The organism is Haloferax sp. S2CR25, from assembly GCF_031624535.1.
In the GTDB taxonomy this organism is placed as follows: domain Archaea; phylum Halobacteriota; class Halobacteria; order Halobacteriales; family Haloferacaceae; genus Haloferax; species Haloferax massiliensis.
Genome location: NZ_JAMQOO010000005.1, coordinates 278,426 through 294,684, shown reverse-complemented (window position 1 = coordinate 294,684; position 16,259 = coordinate 278,426). Strand labels below are relative to the sequence as shown.

19 protein-coding genes are annotated in these 16,259 nt (G+C 67.7%); 11 read left to right on the top strand and 8 right to left on the bottom strand.

Annotated elements, in window-relative coordinates:
- Nucleotide 1: 1 nt before the first annotated feature.
- Entirely contained in the window at nt 2-766 is a 765-nt protein-coding gene (locus NDI65_RS14225; protein ID WP_089780865.1) for an enoyl-CoA hydratase-related protein, read from the bottom strand.
- 81 nt (nt 767-847) lie between these two features.
- Nucleotides 848-1,486: a helix-turn-helix domain-containing protein gene (locus NDI65_RS14220; RefSeq protein WP_089780863.1), complete on the bottom strand. Its 639-nt coding sequence runs from the start codon at nt 1,484-1,486 to the stop codon at nt 848-850.
- A 91-nt stretch (nt 1,487-1,577) separates the two neighbouring features.
- On the opposite strand from NDI65_RS14220, the gene paaA reads away from it, so the two are divergent.
- Genes paaA through paaE form a run of 5 tightly spaced genes read left to right on the top strand, consistent with a single transcriptional unit; the run spans nt 1,578 to nt 4,276 of the window.
- A complete protein-coding gene (paaA, locus tag NDI65_RS14215; RefSeq protein ID WP_089780861.1) occupies nt 1,578-2,522 on the top strand; it encodes a 1,2-phenylacetyl-CoA epoxidase subunit PaaA in 945 nt (314 codons plus the stop codon).
- 5 nt (nt 2,523-2,527) lie between these two features.
- On the top strand, nt 2,528-2,848 hold the full coding sequence (gene paaB / locus NDI65_RS14210) for a 1,2-phenylacetyl-CoA epoxidase subunit PaaB (RefSeq protein ID WP_089780859.1): 321 nt from the start codon (nt 2,528-2,530) through the stop codon (nt 2,846-2,848).
- A gap of 2 nt (nt 2,849-2,850) precedes the next feature.
- Nucleotides 2,851-3,669: a 1,2-phenylacetyl-CoA epoxidase subunit PaaC gene (gene paaC / locus NDI65_RS14205; RefSeq protein ID WP_089780857.1), complete on the top strand. Its 819-nt coding sequence runs from the start codon at nt 2,851-2,853 to the stop codon at nt 3,667-3,669.
- On the top strand, nt 3,662-4,105 hold the full coding sequence (paaD, locus tag NDI65_RS14200) for a 1,2-phenylacetyl-CoA epoxidase subunit PaaD (protein WP_089780855.1): 444 nt from the start codon (nt 3,662-3,664) through the stop codon (nt 4,103-4,105). Before paaC ends, paaD begins: the two co-directional genes overlap by 8 nt.
- 3 nt (nt 4,106-4,108) lie before the next feature.
- Nucleotides 4,109-4,276, top strand: coding sequence for a 1,2-phenylacetyl-CoA epoxidase subunit PaaE (gene paaE, locus NDI65_RS14195; RefSeq protein ID WP_167344159.1), 168 nt, complete (start codon nt 4,109-4,111; stop codon nt 4,274-4,276).
- Nucleotides 4,277-4,436: 160 nt separating this feature from the next.
- Here paaE and NDI65_RS14190 read toward each other — a convergent pair whose 3' ends face one another.
- The 3 genes from NDI65_RS14190 to NDI65_RS14180 all read right to left on the bottom strand — a co-directional run bounded on the left by NDI65_RS14190 (nt 4,437) and on the right by NDI65_RS14180 (nt 7,386).
- On the bottom strand, nt 4,437-5,888 hold the full coding sequence (locus NDI65_RS14190; protein WP_089780853.1) for an aldehyde dehydrogenase family protein: 1,452 nt from the start codon (nt 5,886-5,888) through the stop codon (nt 4,437-4,439).
- A gap of 69 nt (nt 5,889-5,957) precedes the next feature.
- Complete coding sequence (locus NDI65_RS14185) at nt 5,958-6,341, bottom strand: PaaI family thioesterase (protein WP_004978316.1); 384 nt, start codon at nt 6,339-6,341, stop codon at nt 5,958-5,960.
- A gap of 40 nt (nt 6,342-6,381) precedes the next feature.
- Complete coding sequence (locus NDI65_RS14180; protein ID WP_089780851.1) at nt 6,382-7,386, bottom strand: LLM class flavin-dependent oxidoreductase; 1,005 nt, start codon at nt 7,384-7,386, stop codon at nt 6,382-6,384.
- A 55-nt stretch (nt 7,387-7,441) separates the two neighbouring features.
- Here NDI65_RS14180 and NDI65_RS14175 point away from each other — a divergent pair, with 55 nt between their 5' ends.
- Entirely contained in the window at nt 7,442-7,798 is a 357-nt protein-coding gene (locus NDI65_RS14175) for a VOC family protein (RefSeq protein WP_089780849.1), read from the top strand.
- A gap of 22 nt (nt 7,799-7,820) precedes the next feature.
- Here the strand turns inward: NDI65_RS14175 and NDI65_RS14170 are convergent, their stop codons facing one another.
- Nucleotides 7,821-8,291 (bottom strand): MaoC/PaaZ C-terminal domain-containing protein, encoded by a 471-nt coding sequence (locus NDI65_RS14170; RefSeq protein ID WP_089780846.1) that lies wholly within the window; start codon nt 8,289-8,291, stop codon nt 7,821-7,823.
- Between the two features lie 96 nt (nt 8,292-8,387).
- Between NDI65_RS14170 and NDI65_RS14165 the strand changes: the two genes are divergently transcribed.
- A complete protein-coding gene (locus NDI65_RS14165) occupies nt 8,388-8,798 on the top strand; it encodes a hotdog fold thioesterase (protein WP_089780844.1) in 411 nt (136 codons plus the stop codon).
- 9 nt (nt 8,799-8,807) lie between these two features.
- On the opposite strand, the gene paaK is transcribed toward NDI65_RS14165, so the two are convergent.
- Entirely contained in the window at nt 8,808-10,097 is a 1,290-nt protein-coding gene (gene paaK / locus NDI65_RS14160; protein ID WP_089780842.1) for a phenylacetate--CoA ligase PaaK, read from the bottom strand.
- A 100-nt stretch (nt 10,098-10,197) separates the two neighbouring features.
- Between paaK and NDI65_RS14155 the strand changes: the two genes are divergently transcribed.
- From NDI65_RS14155 to NDI65_RS14140, 4 genes are all read left to right on the top strand, one after another.
- The gene (locus NDI65_RS14155) at nt 10,198-11,361 is read left to right on the top strand and encodes a thiolase domain-containing protein (protein ID WP_089780840.1); all 1,164 of its coding nucleotides are present in this window, start codon (nt 10,198-10,200) and stop codon (nt 11,359-11,361) included.
- Entirely contained in the window at nt 11,358-12,956 is a 1,599-nt protein-coding gene (locus tag NDI65_RS14150) for a zinc ribbon domain-containing protein (protein ID WP_089780838.1), read from the top strand. The genes NDI65_RS14155 and NDI65_RS14150 overlap by 4 nt, the downstream gene beginning before the upstream one ends.
- Before the next feature lie 86 nt (nt 12,957-13,042).
- Nucleotides 13,043-13,927 (top strand): 3-hydroxyacyl-CoA dehydrogenase family protein, encoded by an 885-nt coding sequence (locus NDI65_RS14145; RefSeq protein ID WP_089780835.1) that lies wholly within the window; start codon nt 13,043-13,045, stop codon nt 13,925-13,927.
- Nucleotides 13,924-14,805: an enoyl-CoA hydratase-related protein gene (locus NDI65_RS14140; RefSeq protein WP_089780833.1), complete on the top strand. Its 882-nt coding sequence runs from the start codon at nt 13,924-13,926 to the stop codon at nt 14,803-14,805. Before NDI65_RS14145 ends, NDI65_RS14140 begins: the two co-directional genes overlap by 4 nt.
- 613 nt (nt 14,806-15,418) lie before the next feature.
- On the opposite strand, the gene NDI65_RS14135 is transcribed toward NDI65_RS14140, so the two are convergent.
- Nucleotides 15,419-16,186 carry an IclR family transcriptional regulator gene (locus NDI65_RS14135; RefSeq protein WP_089780831.1) on the bottom strand — a complete coding sequence of 256 codons (768 nt, stop codon included), beginning with the start codon at nt 16,184-16,186 and terminating at the stop codon, nt 15,419-15,421.
- Between the last annotated feature and the right edge of the window lie 73 nt (nt 16,187-16,259).

Genomic DNA, 16,259 nt, shown 5'->3' with positions numbered 1-16,259 from the left:
GCTACTCGAACTCCGGCCGTCGCTTCTCCAAGAACGCGGAAACGCCCTCCTCGTGGGCGTCGGTGTCGTAGGCGAGCGTCTGGGCGTGCGCCTCGCGTTCGAGGCCGTCCGCCCACGACCGGCCGAGGTTCGCGTGTATCGCTTCCTTCGCCAGCGCGAGCGTCTCCGTGGGCTGCGCCGCGAGGGTCGCAACCAACTCGTCCACGACGGCGTCGAGGTCGGCGGCGTCGACTGCCTCGTTCACGAGGTCGAGTTCGGCGGCACGGTCGGCAGAGATGAGTTTCCCGGTGAACGCGAGTTCCTTCGCGGCGCGGAGGCCGACCAACCGGGGGAGCGTCACCGTCGCGCCCGCGTCGGGGACGAGTCCGACGTTGACGAACGACGCGCCGAAGCGGGCGTCGCGGGCGGCGTAGGCGAAGTCGCAGGCGGCGACGACGGAGGTCCCCGCGCCCACGGCGTCGCCGTTGACGCGGGCGACGACCGGCACCGGGGCGGTGAGAATCGCCTCGGCGGCGCGGCCGAGGGTGCCGCGGACGCGCTCGTAGGCCTCGCGGGCGGTCTCGTCGCGCTCGGCCATTGCCTGAATATCGCCGCCGGCGCTGAAGGCGTCGCCGTCGCCCGTTATCACCGCGGCGTCGAACGCCTCAGGAGAGAGTGCTTCGAGCGCCGCCGAGAGCTCTCGGGCCACGTCGGCGGTGAACGCGTTTTTCGCCTCGGGTCTGTCGAACGTCACGGTCCGGACGCCGTCGGCGTCGTCGACTCGCATACCCGCGCTACGGGGACGCGGGGTAAATAGCCTCGCCGGCGGACCGCCGGGCGAGTCGAGCGAGTCGCCCGCGGTTCCGGCTCACGCGAGCAGCGCCCCAAACACCGACTGTTGCGCCCGGCGGAGCCGTTCGAGGAACGCCGACTTGCTGATTCCGAGTTCGTCCGCCACGTCCTGAGCCGTGATACTCCGGGGGAGGTCGAAGTACCCCATCTCGACGGCCGCCCGGAGGGCGGCCTCCTGCGCGGGCGTGAGGTCCCACGCTCGACCGATGGGCGATTCCTCGTCCGCCCGGAGGAGGGAGACGCGCTGGAGTTGGATACCGACGGTGCCGCCGGCCGTCTCCATCACGCCACGGAGCACGTCGTAGCCGACGACCGCCCCGCGCATCGTCGCGCCGCCCTCGTCGTACCGCATCGACTCGACGAGGAAGCCGGCGTCGACGAGCTCGTGGACGACGCAGGGGTGTTTCGAGAGACAACGGAAGGTGTACGTGTCGTCGCCGCGGGTGACGTGGAGGTAGCGGATGGCGTCGTCATCGTCGAGGGCCTCGGGGAGTCGGTCGTCCGCGGGAGCCGAAAAATGTAGCAAGACATTGCCGTCGGCGCGGAGTTGCGGCGCGTTCGCGTCGACCGCGACGGGGACCGCGTCGGTCGCCCGCGCCAGCGGGCAGTCGTCGCCGTCGATGCGAAACTCGGCCACCAAGCACTCCGCTATCATCGGCGTGTGTGTACGCGACAGTGATATAAAAAGGCAGGCTATGGACGGGTCAATCCGTAAGTAGTTATAGATGATAGTTCCTGATAGACCAATGGACCTCGAAACCGTCAAAGAACGAGCGGGCCCGCGGCAGTTCGCTCCGAAAGACGACATGCCCGAGGAGTACCGCAAGGCCGCGACGCGGATGATTCAGTTCCACGCGAACAGCGAGGTGATGGGCGGGTACCTCGAAAAGCCGTTCATCCGGCAAGCGCCGAGCATCGACCGAAAGTTGGCGTTCTCGGCGAAGGTGCAGGACGAAATCGGCCACGCGCAACTGCTCTACCGAGCGGCCGAATCCCTCGGCGTCAAGACGCGCGACGAGATGCTGGACGAACTCGCCCGCGGCGACGGCAAGTTCCTCAACTGCTTCCACTACCCGATGGAGTCGTGGCACGAGGTGCCGATGATAGCCTTCTTCGTCGACGGTGCGGCCATGCACCGGCAGGCGACGCTCAAGAACACGTCGTGGACGCCGTACGCCCACGCGATGGACAAGGTGTGCTTCGAGGAGGGATTCCACGTCAAACACGGCGAGTCCATCCTCTCCGAGTTGATGAACGGGTCGAAGGCGACCCAAGAGAAGACGCAGGCCGCCTTCGAGACGTGGTGGCCGCGAATCATCCAGTTCTTCGGCCCGACCAACGACAAGTCCGTCCACAACGACTTCGCACAGGAGGTCGGCCTGAAGACGAAGTCCAACGACGAACTGCGCGACACGTTCCTCGACACCTACGTCCCGAAAGCGAAGAAGTACGGCCTCGTCGTCCCCGAGTACCCACGCATCGAGTACGACGAGGAACTCGACACCTACCACGTCAACGAGGACGACCTGAACTGGGACGAGTTCTGGACCATCGCCAAGAACGCCTCGGACGGGAGTCACGAGCAGATTAACTCCCGCGCGAAGGCGCAGGAGGCGGTCGGGTGGGTGCGCGAATCGATGCACGGCTGGGAGGGCGCGTCGGGGGCCGAAACCCCGCAGGCGGCGGACTAAGAACCATGATTTGGGAAGTGTTCAGACAGGACAAACCGGGAGCGTACCACAAACACTGCGGCAACGTCCACGCGCCGGACCGCGAGTTGGCACTCCAGTTCGCGGCCGTCCAGCACGGCCGACGGATGAAGACCCACAGCCTGTGGGTCGTTCCGCACGACGAAATCGGCGAAATCGACGCCGACGAGACGAGCTTCGGCGGGACGACCGACAAGGCCTACCGGTGGGCCACCTCGTACACGGACATCGAACCGGCCGCGCCGGAAGTCGCCGAAAGCGAGGCCGAGCAGGCCGACGTGGAGAAATCGCTTGAGGCGGACAGCTAACCATGCCCGACGCTCTCAATCCCGAAGATCTCGACGCCGAACAGCGCGCCGCGCTCGAAGAACTGCTGTTCCGCCTCGCGGACGACGAGTACGTCCACGGCGAGCGCCTCATCGAGTGGCAGATTTACGCGCCGACGTTGGAGTCCGACCTCGCCTTGGCGAACGTCGCACAGGACGAGTTCGGCCACGCTCGGCTGTGGTACGACCTGCTCGAAGAACTCGGCCACACCGAGGCGGAACTTATCTGGGAGCGCCCCGCCGACGAGTTCAGACACGCTACGCTGGTCGAACTCCCGTTCGCGGAGGGCGACTGGGCCGACGTGGTCCTGCGGAGCTACCTCTACGACGCCGCCGAGCGCCTGCGCCTTGACGCGCTCGTCGACACCAGCTACGCGCCGCTCGCCGACCGCGTCGGCAAGGTGCTGAGCGAGGAGCGCTACCACCTCGAAAACGCCCAGAGCTGGCTCGACCGCCTCGCCGAGGGCGACAGCCGCGACCGCGTGCAGGACGCGCTCGACCGGCTGTTCCCCCACGCGCTCTCGCTTTTCGCCGAGCCCGACCACGAGGACGCAATCGTCGACAACGGCTTCCGGACGATGTCCACCGCCGACCTCCGCATCGAGTGGCTGGAGACGGTCATCCCGTACCTCGAATCGCTCGGGCTCGACGTGCCCGAACCCGACGAAATCGAGCGCCCGAGCGCCCGCGGCCGCGACGGCACCCACACCGACCACTGGGACGAACTGGCCGCGGAGCTCCGGCGGACGTACGAGGAGCTCGAAGCCCCCGAACCGGCGCGAATCGGTAGGGAGCGTGTCTGACGTGAGCGCCGACGACACCCCCGACGCGACCGCCTGCGGCTACACGGAGTACGTCGACGGCGAGGTGCCCGAGGGCTTCCCGAAGACGGGCGTCGGAGCCGCGGGCGTCGAAGCCGACATCTGGGACGCCCTCTACGAAATCGAGGACCCAGAGATGCCGGTGAGCATCGTCGATCTCGGCCTCATCTACGACGTTCGCGTCGTCGAGCGAGAGGGCGAAGACGGCGAGGCGAAGACGCTCGGTATCGTCGAGATGACGCTGACGTACACCGGCTGTCCGGCGCGCGACTACCTCGAAAACGACGTGCAGTGCGCGACTCTGGCGGCCGGCGTCGACGAGGCGTCCGTGCGGCTCCGGTTCACGCCGGAGTGGACCGTCGACATGGTGACCGAGGCGGGCCGCGAGGCCCTCCGCGAGTTCGGGCTGGGGGTGTGAGCGATGCGACGTTTCGACCCCAGCACCGAGACGACGGGCGAGGCATCGGGCGCGGAGTGCCCGTACTGCGACGGCACGAACACCGTCCGCGAGCATCCGAAAGGGCCGGGACTGTGCCGGTCGATGCACTTCTGTAACGACTGTCAAGAGCCGTTCCAACGGTTCGAATAACGTCGGTAGAGAGACCGGAGAAGAGCGGTTTTTTGGAACGGCGTCCGCGGAGCGCCGAGGCGGTCACTCCGGGGACGGCGGGTCGAGGGCAGGAGCGTGCAGGGGAGGCGGGATAAGCACCGAACCGTTCAGCGAGTTGCGGGCCGAAGTCTCGGGCGAATCAGCCGAGGTTGAGGTTCACGTTCTTCGCCTGCGTGAACTCGCGGACGGCCTCCGCTCCCTGCTCGCGGCCGTGACCGCTCTGTTTCGTGCCGCCGAAGGGCGTCTGCGGGAACGTCACCGGGTACTCGTTGACGCTGACCATTCCGTAGTCGAGCGCGTCGGCGACGCGGTGGGCGCGAGAGAGCCCCTCGGTCCAGATGCCGGCGAGAAGCCCGTACGGCGAGTCGTTGGCGAGTTCGATTGCCTCCGTTCGGTCCGAGAACTCGGTGACGACGAGGACCGGGCCGAATATCTCCTCGCGGGCCACGGTCATGTCGTTCGTCACGTCGGTGAGAACCGTCGGCTCCACGAAGTAGCCGGTGTCTTTGTCCTCGGGGACGCCCCCGCCGCAGGCGACGGTCGCGCCCTCCTCGACGCCGAGGGAGATGTACTCCAACACGTCCTCGCAGTGGGACTCGCTGACGACCGGCCCCATCCGGCCGTCGTCGTCGATGCCGGAGCCGAGCGGGGTCGACTCGGCGCGCGCGACGATTCGCTCGACGAGGTCGTCGGCCACGTCCTCGTGGACGAGCAGGCGCGACCCGGCCCAGCACATCTGGCCGGCGTTCATGAAGATACCGTAGTGGACGCCCTTGGCGGCGGCGTCGAGGTCGGCGTCGGGGAAGACGACGTTGGGGCCCTTCCCGCCGAGTTCGAGCGTGACCCCGGACACGTTGGCCGCGGCGTCGGCCATGACGTCCGTGCCGATTTCGGTGCTGCCGGTGAAGGTGACGTGCGCCACGTCGGGGTGCGACGCGAGCGCCGACCCCGCCTCGGACCCGCGTCCGGGAACCACGTTCACCACGCCGTCGGGGAGGCCGGCTTCCTCGGCCGCGAGGCCGTAGTAGAGCGCCGAAAGCGGCGTCTGACTGGAGGGCTTTACCACCGCCGTGTTGCCGCAGGCGAGCGCCGGCGCGAGACTGCGCCCCGCGAGTTGGAACGGGTAGTTCCACGGGACGATGTGTCCGGTGACGCCGAGCGGTTCGCGGGTCGTGTAGTTGACGCGCTGGCCGGGGACGGGGTTGTACTCGCCGGTCACCTTGTCGGTCCATCCGGCGTAGTAGCGGAAGGTGTCAATAACCATCTGGACCTCCATACCGGCCTCGAACGGCGTCTTGCCGTTATCGTGGGACTCGACGAGCGCTATCTCGTCTTTCTGCGCCTCGATGAAGTCGGCCATCGCGCGCAGTTTCTCGCCGCGCTCGGCCGCGCTCGTGGTCTCCCACTCGCCGCCGCGAGCGCCCGCCGAGTTCGCCGCCCGCACCGCGGCGTCGATGTCCGCCTCGCCCGCGCGGGCGACTTCGGCGTACGGCGCTTCGGTCGCCGGGTCGCGCGTCTCGATGGTCTCGTCCGATGCCGCGGCTACCCAGTCTCCGTCGATGTAGAGACTGGTCGGGCCACTGTATTCCATTACGAAATACCCCTTTTCGCGCGAGATATTAACTATTTTTGATTACTGACTCTGCGACGGGCGGAGAACTCAACCGGTTTTGTAGACTCCCCTCGCGGTCGCCACGTGATTCCCGTCCGTCGCGTACACGTCCACATCCACGGTTCCCACGTCGCCGCCGAGTCGAACCACGTCAGCCTCGGCGCGGAGGTCACCGGTCCCCGCGTTGAGATAGTCGATTCGCATGTCGATAGTCGGGACGGGCTGGTCGACCTCGCTGACGAGCGCCGCACCGCCGACCGTGTCCGCGAGGGTGAACGTCACGCCGCCGTGGGCCATCACCCGGTCGGCGTTCCACGACAGTTCCTCGCGCATCTCGATGCGGCCCTCCGCGTGCCCGTCTGCGGCCTCGGTGACTTCGACGCCCAAGAGCCGCGCGAACGGCATGCTCTCGAAGAACTCCTCGATGTCCATGCCACCAGTTCGCACAGGTGCGTTAAGTTCGTTTCGTCGGTCAGACGAGTCGCGGACGGACCTCGTCGCCGAGTCGGCGGACGCACTCGACCATCCGGTCGGTGCCGATGCCGGGGTGGTAGGTGCGGAAGATGAAGTGGATGTCGTCGCCGAGCGCGTCGCGGTAGCGGTCGAGCTCCGCGACCACGTCGTCGGGCGTGCCGAAGATGGCCTGTGCTTTGAGCTCCGCCCGGCGCTCGTCGGACAGTTCGGCGACCTCGTCGCCGGAGAATATCTCGGCGTACCGGCGCTGGAGGTAGAGGTAGCCGTCTCTCATCGCGTCCCACGCCTCGGTCTTCGAGTCGCCGACGAAACCGTGTTGGAGGACGTATATCGTGAACTCACCGTCGAGTCCCTCGGCCTCCCGGACGCTCCAGACGTCCTCGACGCGCTTGCGCACGCCGTCGAGGGAGAGCGACGACGGCGCACACCACGCGTCCGCCGTCCGGGCCGCCCGGCGAACCGCGGGCTTGGCCGCGCCACCGAGCATGAGGGGTACGTCGTGTGCCGGTTTGGGCGTCACGTCGACACCGATCGCACCCTCGTGAAACGGCGACTCGTGCGTTATCGGACCGTCTGACCACGCGTCGCGGAGGAGGGAGACGGCGTCGGCGAGACGGTCGACGCGCTCGTCTCGCGGAACGCCGAAGGCGTCGAACTCGCGGGGGTTCGAACCGATTGCGAGGCCGAGCGTCGTTCGTCCGCCCGAGATGAGGTCGACCGTCGCCGCGTCCTCTGCGAGCCGAATCGGGTCGTACAGCGGCGCGAGCGCGATACACGTCCCGAGTTCGACCGACTCGGTCGACGCCGCGAGCGCCCCGAGCGCGGGCATCGTCCCCGAGAGGTAGCCGTCCGGCATGAAGTGGTGTTCGGACACCCAGGCGCTGTCGAGGCCCGCGTCGTCTATCTCCCGCCCGAGCGTCAGCATCTCGTCGTACAGGTCGGCCATCGGCCGGTCGTCGTCCGGCCGCCGCTGGCAGGTGAACAGCCCCGTCCCGAGTTTCATGACTCTGAGTTCGCACCTTAGCTATTAATAGTTAGGAACACGGGGTTCGTCGGAGATGAGTCCCGAGGACTCGGCAGCCTCGGATTCGACGACTGCGACCGCGACGGAGCCAGCACCGCCGGCCGCGCGCGTCGACGGGGAGTCGTTTCTGACGACCTTCCTCGACGAGCACGGCCCCGGTCTCCACCACGTCACGCTGGAGGTGTCGGACATCGACGCGATGGTCGCCGCCCTCGACGCCGCGGGCGAGCGTGTCGTGGGGGACGCGGTGGAAGACGGCTGGACCGAGGCGTTCGTCTCGCCGCGAAACCCGACCGGCGCGCTCTTTCAGTTGATGGAGTACCACGACGACTACGGCGAGAAGGGGGCCGACGACGCGTTGTTCGTGCGCGGCGAGCGGTTAGATTCGTGAGTCTCCGGGTCGGGAAGCCGCCTTACTCCGCGGCCGACTTCGTCTTGATGAGGAACTTCATGTCGCCTTCGAGAACGACCGTGTCGTCCTGCTTCGTCATCTCGATTTCGAGGACGACCAAGCCGGCGTCGTCCCGGCTCCCGAGGTTCTTCCGCTCCGAGACGACCATCGTCTGCGAGAGCGTGTCACCGATGAACACCGGGTTCGGCAGGTCCATGTAGTTCATCCCGAGGAAGGCGATGGCGGTGCGCTCGACGATGCCCGACCGGTACACGAAGCCGGTCGACTGGACGAACGTCATCGGCCCGTGGGCGATTCGCTGGCCGAACTGGGTGTCTTCCGCGTACTCGCTGTTCGTGTGGAGTTCGGTCCAGTCGCCCGAGAGCGCGGAGTGCATCATGAAGTCCGCCTCGGTGACGGTGCGACCGACGCTCTGGAACTCTTTGCCCTCCTCGAAGTCCTCGAAGTAGTGCGGTTCGTAGCTGTATGCCATACCTCACCGTCACCGCCATCAGATAAAGTAGTTTACATACCTATCTTTCCTGACAGTCGATGCCTACTTGGGGAGCGCAGGACGACGTGTGGTCGCATGTCGGAGCAAGACGACTACGCGGAGATACGGGAACGCGCCTCGAACGACCCCTACTGCGGGCGCGTCGGCATCGACCTCGCCGAGGTCGGCGACGGATACGCGGAGACGACGCTGACCGTGGCCGAAGACCACCTGAACTTCCACGGGACGCCCCACGGGGGCGCGGTGTACAGCCTCGCGGACGCGGCCTTCGCGGCCGCCTCGAACAGCCACGGCGACGCCGCGTTCGCGCTGGAGACGAACATCTCGTACCTCGCGGCCGCCGAGGTGGGCGAAACGCTCCGCGCGGTCGCCGAGGAGACGCATCTCGGGGGACGGACCGCGGAGTACGAGGTCGTCGTCTCCGGCGGGGACGGCGAGCGAATCGCGACCTTTCGGGGGCGCGTCTACAAGCCCGGCGGTCGGTGACGACGCGCGTTACTGGCCGCGGTGGTCGTAGACGCGCTGGACCTTTCCGACCTCGGTGCGCGCGATGTCGCCGTACTCGACGAGGTTCAGTTCATCGGGCGTAAACGAGAGCACGTTCGAGAGCCGCTTTCGAATCCGCCCTTCGAGGTCCGACAGCGACCCGTCGAACTCCTCGACCAGTTCGACCGTGATTTCGACCCGGTCGAGGCTCCCCTCGCGGCGGAGGTCGATGCGGTAGTGCGGCGCGATTTGGTCGAATTCGAGGACGACCGACTCGACCTCGCTCGGGTAGAAGTTCACGCCGCGGACGATTATCAGGTCGTCCGACCGGCCCGTGATGTTGTCCATGCGGACGCAGGTTCGGCCGCACTCGCAGGTGCCGTAGTCCAGCGTAGTCAGGTCGCCCGTGCGATATCGGAGAACCGGCAGCGCGTCCTTCGCGAGAGTCGTCAACACGAGCTCTCCCTCCTCGCCTTCCTCGACGGGGTCGCCCGTGTTCGGGTCGACCACCTCGGGGTAGAAGTAGTCCTCCCAGATGTGCAGGCCGTCCTGCGCTTCGCACTCGACGGAGACGCCGGGGCCGACGATTTCCGAGAGGCCGTAGATGTCGATGCCGGTCACGCCGAGTCGCTCTTCGATTTCGTTTCGCATCGGTTCGGTGCAGGGCTCCGCGCCGAAGATAACCGTCCGAAGCGGCAGGTCGCGGACGTCGATGCCCATGTCGTCTGCGACCTCGGCGAGATAGAGCGCGTACGACGGGGTACACGCGATGACGTCGCTTCCGAGGTCGGAGAGCAGTTCCACCTGTCTTTGGGTGTTGCCGCCGCCGATGGGGATGACCGTCGCGCCGAGCGCTTCGACGCCCTGGTGGAGGCCGAGGCCGCCGGTGAACAGGCCGTAGCCGTAGGCGTTCTGCACCACGTCGCCCGGGCCGACGCCGGCCGCGACGAGACACCGCGCGACGGCCTTGCTCCACACATCGAGGTCCTCGCGGGTGTAGCCGACGATTTTGGGCTTGCCGGTCGTGCCCGACGACGCGTGGACGCGAATCACGTCGTCCATGTCGACCGCGAACATCCCCGTGGGGTAGTGGTCGCGGAAGTCCTCTTTCGTCGTGAACGGCAGTTTCGACAGGTCTTCGACGCTCTCGATGTCCGCGGGCGAGAGTCCGGCCTCGTCGAACGTCTCGCGGTAGAACTCGACGTTCTCGTACGCGTTCCGAACCGTCTCCCGCAGGCGACCGTCCTGCACCTCGCGGAGTTCCTCCCGCGAGGCGGTCTCCATGCTATCGAATACCATATACGTTTGAAGTCGATGATAGAATATGATAAAAATGGTGCGGTCGCCCGACCGCACTGTGGGGCGAACCTATTTCGCGAGGGATACGTAATCGACTATCATGCGAGACGTATACATCGTCGGAGCGGGCCAATCGAAGTACGGCGCGTTTCCGGACGAGAGCTATCGGTCGCTGTTCGCGACCGCGTTCGAGGAGGCGCTGGGGAGCGCCGGCGGCGTCGAGGCGGCCGATATCGACGAGGCCGTCGTCGGGTCGCTCGGCGTCGGCGGGCGGCAACTCGGCTTATCGGGGCCGGCCGTGACGGAGCACGTCGGCCTCCACGGCGTCCCCTGTTCCCGAATCGAAAACGCCTGCGCCGCGAGCGGCTACGCGGTCAGACAGGCGGTGCAGGCGGTCAAAAGCGGGATGGCGGACGTGGCCCTCGCGGGCGGCTACGAGGTCATGACCGACATGAGCGGCGACGTGGCGAAGTACTGGCTCGGCGTCAGCGGCGAGACGGAGTGGGAGCGGCTCACCGGGACGACGTTCGCGGGCGTCTACGCCCAGATGGCCTCGGCGTACCTCGACGCCTACGACGCCTCGCCGGACCACTTCTCGAAGGTCGCGGTGAAGAACCACGCGAACGGCGCGAAGAATCCGAAGGCGCATCTCGGCTTCGAGTGCTCGCTGGACGACGCGCGGAACGCGCCCGTCGTGGCCGACCCGCTGAACCTCTATCACTGCTGTCCGACCTCCGACGGCGCGGCCGCGGTTCTCGTCGCCAGCGAGGACGTTGCCAGCGCGTGCGACGACGCGGTCCGCGTCGCGGGCGTGGGTGCCGCCTCCGAGCGCGTCGGCCTGTTCCAGCGCGACAGCTACACCGCCGTCGAATCGTCCGAGCGGGCCGCCGCGGCCGCCTACGAGATGGCCGGTCTCGGCCCCGACGACGTGGACTTCGCGGAGGTCCACGACTGCTTCGCCATCGCCGAACTGCTGGCGTACGAGGACCTCGGCTTCTGCGAGCGTGGACACGCGCCCGAACTGGTCGACTCCGGGGCGACCGAACTCGGCGGCGACCTGCCCGTCAATCCCTCCGGCGGCCTGAAATCGAAGGGTCACCCCATCGGCGCGACGGGCGCGGGGCAGGTCGTGGAGGCGTTCAAACAACTCACCGGGCGGGCCGGTGACCGGCAAGTCGCGGGCGCGAGCGTCGGCCTCACCCACAACGTCGGCGGGTCCGGCGGTGCCGCCGTCGTCCACGTCCTCGAAGGAGGTGCGCTATGAGCGCCGACGGCTCGGCCCGAGCGACCCTCGGAATCGCCGGCGTCGGCGCGTACGTCCCCAGATTCTATCTCCCCGCGTCGGCCTACCGCGAGGCGTGGGACAAAGGCGGCGCACCGGGCGTCGACCGGGTCGCCGTCGCCGACGCCGACGAAGACACACTGACGATGGCGACCGAGGCGGGCGGGCGCGCACTCGCCGCGGCCGGGGTGGACGCCGGCGACATCGACCATCTCGCCCTTGCGACCACGACGCCGCCGAACGACGAGGAAGAAAGCGCGGTCCGGCTGGCCTCGCTCCTCGGCGTCGACCCGTCGGTTCCGACCCGGCAGTTCGGCGGGAGCACCCGCGCCGGCGCGGTGGCGCTATCGGCGACGGTCGAGGCGACCCGAGGCTCGGGCGCAGGTTCGGGTTCGGGAACGGGGACGGGGACGGGGACGGTTGGCCCGAGGCTCGTCATCGTCGCCGACAGCCCGCGAGGGGCGCCCGAAAGCGACGAGGCGGCCGGTGCCGGGGCGGGGGCGGCCGCGCTCGTCCTCGCCGAAGACGGACCGCTCGTCATCGACGCCGTGGGCGAGTTCGGTGACCCCGCACCCGGTACGCGGTTCCGAGGGTTCGGGAGCGCCGAGACGGAGTCCATCGGCGTCACGCAGTACGAACGCGACGCCTACACGCGGGCGGTCGGCGGGGCGGTCGAGGCCCTCGGTATCGACGTCGCCGAACTGGACCCCGACGCCGTGGCGCTCACCGCGCCGAACGGGAAACTCCCGTACCGCGCGGCCAACGCGCTCGACGTCGAACCGGCGCGAATCGCGGCCGGGACCGTCGTCTCGCGAACCGGTGACGCCGGCGTCGCGGGGCCGGTTCTCGGACTCGCGTCGGCGCTCGACTCCGCGGGCGACGCGGGAGCCGACAAGTCGGACAGTCGGTCCCCCGCGACCTCGGTACTCCTCGTCGGCTACGGCGGCGGCGCGGGAGCGACCGCGCTCGCGCTCAGCACGGAAACGACAGACACCAACGCCGCCGCCAGTTCCGTCGTCCCGGTCGAGGCCGCCCTCGACGGCGACGTGGAGCTCACCTACGCGGAGGCGCTCCGGCGGCGCGGGACTATCACCGGCGGGGAGCCGGCGGGTGGGGGCGCGTACGTCAGCGTGCCGACGTGGAAGCGGACGATTCCGCAGCGCCACCGCCTCGTCGCCGGCGAGTGCGCCGAGTGCGGGGCGCTCTCGTTCCCGCCGGAAGGGGCGTGTGTCGACTGCGGGTCGCTCGCGGGCTACGACGACGTGACGCTCCCCGGAACGGGGGTCGTCGAGGCCGCGACCGCCATCGGACAGGGGGGCGCGCCGCCGGAGTTCGTCGAGCAACAGCAGCGGGCCGGATCGTTCCCGGTCGCCGTCGTCGCCTTCGACGGGCCGGGCGGCGAGGGCGGCGAGACCGCCGGCCGAGTCGTGAGCGCACCCGCACAGGTCGTCCACTCGCCCGCCGGAACGCCCGCGATCGGCGACCGCGTCGAGGCCGTCCCGCGCCGCATCTACGAGCAGGAGGGCGTCGTCAGGTACGGCTTCAAGGTCGTCCCGACCGAGGCGCGGCGGGAGTAATCGGCCGGGGCCGCGGGAGCAGAACCGGGTCACCGACACCGAAACGAGGGCAAACGATTATGATGGTTCCCGAACCCCTTTCGGTGATGCAAGTGAGTGTACTCGGCGCGGGAACCATGGGTCACGGCATCGCGCAGGTGGCCGCGATGGCCGGTCACGAGGTGACGATGCGCGACATCGAAGCGGCGTACGTCGACGACGGACTGGACGCCATCGAGTCGAATCTCCGGGGCGGGGTCGACCGAGACAAGGTGACGCCCGACGAGATGGCGGCGACGCTCGACCGGCTTTCGGGGACGACCTCGCTGGAGGCGGCCGTCACCGACGCCGACCTCGTCGTCGAGGCGGTTCCCGAGGATATGGAACTCAAGCGCGAGACGGTCGCGGAGGTCGAGTCCCTCGTCGACGACGACGCCGTCATCGCGTCGAACACGTCGTCGCTCTCCGTGACCGAGATACTGAGCGCCCTCGAACGTCCCGAACGCGGCCTCGGGCTCCACTTCTTCAACCCGGTTCACATCATGGGGCTCGTCGAGGTCGTCGTCGCGGAACAGACGAGCGAATCGACGCTGGCGTTCGCCACCGAGTTCGTCGAGGGCATCGACAAGACGGCCGTCGAGGTCGGTGACTCGCCCGGCTTCGCCTCCTCGCGGCTCGGTGTCGCCCTCGGCGTCGAAGCCATGCGCATGGTGCAGGAGGGCGTCGCGTCGCCCGCGGACATCGACACCGCGATGGAGCTCGGGTACAACCACCCGATGGGGCCGCTCGAACTCGGCGACGTGGTCGGCCTCGACGTTCGCCTCGGCATCCTCGAATACCTGCGCGAGGAACTGGGCGAGCGCTTCCGCCCGCCGCAGATTCTCAAGCGAAAGGTCCGCGCCGGCAAGCTCGGCAAGAAGACCGGTGAGGGCTTCTACGTCTGGGAGGACGGCGAAATCGTCGGCGCGTCCGAGGACGTGATGGACCGATGAGTGGTGACGAGCCGAGTGTCGACGACCGAGAGACGGGTGGCCCCCGAGCTGACGGCGGACCGTCGACCGTCGAGTCGGTCGCCGCCGAGTGCGAGACGGTCGACGCCGTCGTCGGCGACCGCGTCGAGGGCGTCGTCACCGTGACGCTGAACCGCCCCGACGCGCGGAACGCGCTCAACGCGACGCTCCGGGCAGAACTCAAGCGCGTCCTCGACGCCATCGAGGACAGCGACGCCCGCGTCGTCGTCCTCACCGGGTCCGACGAGGCGAAGGCGTTCGTCGCCGGCGCGGACGTGAAAGAGCTCCGAGAGCGCGATATGCTCGAACAGCGCGAGGCGAGCAAGCGACCGCGAGTGTACGAGCGCGTCGACGACCTCCGACAGCCGGTCATCGCCCGCGTGAACGGCCACGCCCTCGGCGGCGGCTGCGAACTGATGCAGGCCTGCGACGTGCGCATCGCCCACGAGCGGACGAAACTCGGCCAACCCGAAATCAACCTCGGCATCATGCCCGGCGGGGGCGGCACCCAGCGACTCGCGCGTCTCGTCGGCGAGGGACACGCCATGCGACTCATCCTGACGGGCGAGCTCATCTCCGCCGAGGAGGCCGCGGACATCGGCCTCGTGGAGGAGGTCCACGGCGACGATACCTTCGACGACCGAGTGTACGAACTCGCAGAGCTGATGGCGACGAAGAGCCCCGTGGCCCTGGAGTTCGCCAAGAAGGCCGTCAAGGCCGCGTCGCGGACGGACCTCGAACAGGGCATCGAGTACGAGGCAGAACTGTTCGCCCAGCTGTTCGGCTCGCCAGACAAGGACGAGGGTATCGACGCGTTCTTCGAGGACCGCGAACCCGAATGGCACGAGCGCGAGCGATAGACTCCTCGACCGCGTCGTTCGAACTGCTCGAACGGCTTCGGAACCGCCGCGACCGTCAGACGAGAACTCACAGCGCAGGCACGAGAGCTAGTTTCACGACGCGAACACGTCTCTGAGAGCGACCCACCCGCGAGCGAGGCCGAATCGGGGGACGCAGCGGTGGTGGACCGAGCGTTCCGTCCTCTCGAACGCGAGTCAGTAATCGAGTTACGCCGCCGTGTCGGCAGTCGCTATCGAGACCGTCTCGCGCTCGAACGAACACCGAGTCTCGAATTACGGATGAACGGCGGTTTCGAGACGAGCGAGGCCCAGCGACGACGTGTCCGGTCCACAGGACAGCAGACGGATGGTTCGTCTCCCACGCCACAGTCCGTGACAGGTTTAATTTTGTAATTGCTCGCGTTCCCACCGCGACAGTCTACGATAGGATAATAAGTGTATAACCACAATATGTTCGAGCAGTTCGAACAGCAATTGTCGGATTGAATCGTCGTCTCAGCGCCTCGAAAGCGTGAATCTCGGACTTCGAACGAGAGAACGTCCGCTGAGTGAGTTCGAACGGTTCGAACGAACGTTCCGCATACTCGGTTCGCCGGCGGGACGAGACACCGGGTCAGGAGAAGTTGAGGTTGATCTCGACCTCGTTGGCCGCGCCGAGGAGGAGGTCCGCGAGGTCGCCGGTCAGTCGGTCACCTCGAAGCCGGTTCGAGGGCCCCGAGATGCTTATCGCCCCGACTGGGTGGCCCTCGTTGTCGGTGACGGCGACGCCGACAGCGTGGAGTTTCGGGACGATTTCCTCGCGATTGAGCGCGAATCCGCGCTCGCGAATCGTCGCCAGTTCCTCGAAGAGCGCGTCCGAGTCGGTTATCGTCTGCGGCGTCTTCGCCGGGAGGCCGTGTCGGTCGACGATGTCGCGGACGCGCTCGTCCGAGAACGCCGACAGGATGGCCTTGCCCGCGGCGAGTTGGTGGAGGTACGAGCGCGTCCCCTCCCGCGCTGGCGTCCGCACCGAGTGCGCGCCGGCCGCGCCGTAGAGGTGGAACCCGCGGCCCTGCTCTTCCGTGACGCACCACACTTTCTCGCCGGTCTGCTCGGCGAGTTCGTCCAGTTTCGGCTTGGCCACCTCGTACAGTTGGTGCTGGTCGCGCGCGTAGATGCCGAAGTCGAGGAGCCGAAGGCCGACCCGGTAGCCGTCGTCGTCGGGGACGACGAACCCCTCGCGTTCGAGCGTCTTCAGGTGCCGGTGGACTGTGCTCTTGGCCAATCCGAGCTCCGAGGCGATCCCCGTCGGCCCCATCGGTCCCCCCGATTTGAGCTGTTCGAGGATACCGAGCGACGTGGCGGCGGTCGTCACCGGTCGGCGCTGTTCGTCGTCTGTCATCACCCATCTTTGGTGTTCATTCGTGATAAATCTGTTCGAATGTTTCGAACGTCAGTTCCATTCACTCGAACGC

Excerpts from the sequence above, each read along its gene's own strand:
- NDI65_RS14145 (WP_089780835.1), top strand. The coding sequence starts at position 13,043 with ATGCAAGTGAGTGTACTCGGCGCGGGAACCATGGGTCACGGCATCGCG.
- paaA (WP_089780861.1), top strand. The coding sequence starts at position 1,578 with ATGGACCTCGAAACCGTCAAAGAACGAGCGGGCCCGCGGCAGTTCGCT.
- paaK (WP_089780842.1), bottom strand. The coding sequence starts at position 10,097 with ATGGTATTCGATAGCATGGAGACCGCCTCGCGGGAGGAACTCCGCGAG.
- NDI65_RS14225 (WP_089780865.1), bottom strand. The coding sequence starts at position 766 with ATGCGAGTCGACGACGCCGACGGCGTCCGGACCGTGACGTTCGACAGA.
- paaE (WP_167344159.1), top strand. The coding sequence starts at position 4,109 with ATGCGACGTTTCGACCCCAGCACCGAGACGACGGGCGAGGCATCGGGC.
- NDI65_RS14165 (WP_089780844.1), top strand. The coding sequence starts at position 8,388 with ATGTCGGAGCAAGACGACTACGCGGAGATACGGGAACGCGCCTCGAAC.
- paaC (WP_089780857.1), top strand. The coding sequence starts at position 2,851 with ATGCCCGACGCTCTCAATCCCGAAGATCTCGACGCCGAACAGCGCGCC.
- NDI65_RS14135 (WP_089780831.1), bottom strand. The coding sequence starts at position 16,186 with ATGACAGACGACGAACAGCGCCGACCGGTGACGACCGCCGCCACGTCG.
- NDI65_RS14170 (WP_089780846.1), bottom strand. The coding sequence starts at position 8,291 with ATGGCATACAGCTACGAACCGCACTACTTCGAGGACTTCGAGGAGGGC.
- NDI65_RS14155 (WP_089780840.1), top strand. The coding sequence starts at position 10,198 with ATGCGAGACGTATACATCGTCGGAGCGGGCCAATCGAAGTACGGCGCG.
- NDI65_RS14150 (WP_089780838.1), top strand. The coding sequence starts at position 11,358 with ATGAGCGCCGACGGCTCGGCCCGAGCGACCCTCGGAATCGCCGGCGTC.
- NDI65_RS14190 (WP_089780853.1), bottom strand. The coding sequence starts at position 5,888 with ATGGAATACAGTGGCCCGACCAGTCTCTACATCGACGGAGACTGGGTA.
- paaB (WP_089780859.1), top strand. The coding sequence starts at position 2,528 with ATGATTTGGGAAGTGTTCAGACAGGACAAACCGGGAGCGTACCACAAA.
- NDI65_RS14180 (WP_089780851.1), bottom strand. The coding sequence starts at position 7,386 with ATGAAACTCGGGACGGGGCTGTTCACCTGCCAGCGGCGGCCGGACGAC.
- NDI65_RS14175 (WP_089780849.1), top strand. The coding sequence starts at position 7,442 with ATGAGTCCCGAGGACTCGGCAGCCTCGGATTCGACGACTGCGACCGCG.
- NDI65_RS14185 (WP_004978316.1), bottom strand. The coding sequence starts at position 6,341 with ATGGACATCGAGGAGTTCTTCGAGAGCATGCCGTTCGCGCGGCTCTTG.
- NDI65_RS14140 (WP_089780833.1), top strand. The coding sequence starts at position 13,924 with ATGAGTGGTGACGAGCCGAGTGTCGACGACCGAGAGACGGGTGGCCCC.
- NDI65_RS14220 (WP_089780863.1), bottom strand. The coding sequence starts at position 1,486 with ATGATAGCGGAGTGCTTGGTGGCCGAGTTTCGCATCGACGGCGACGAC.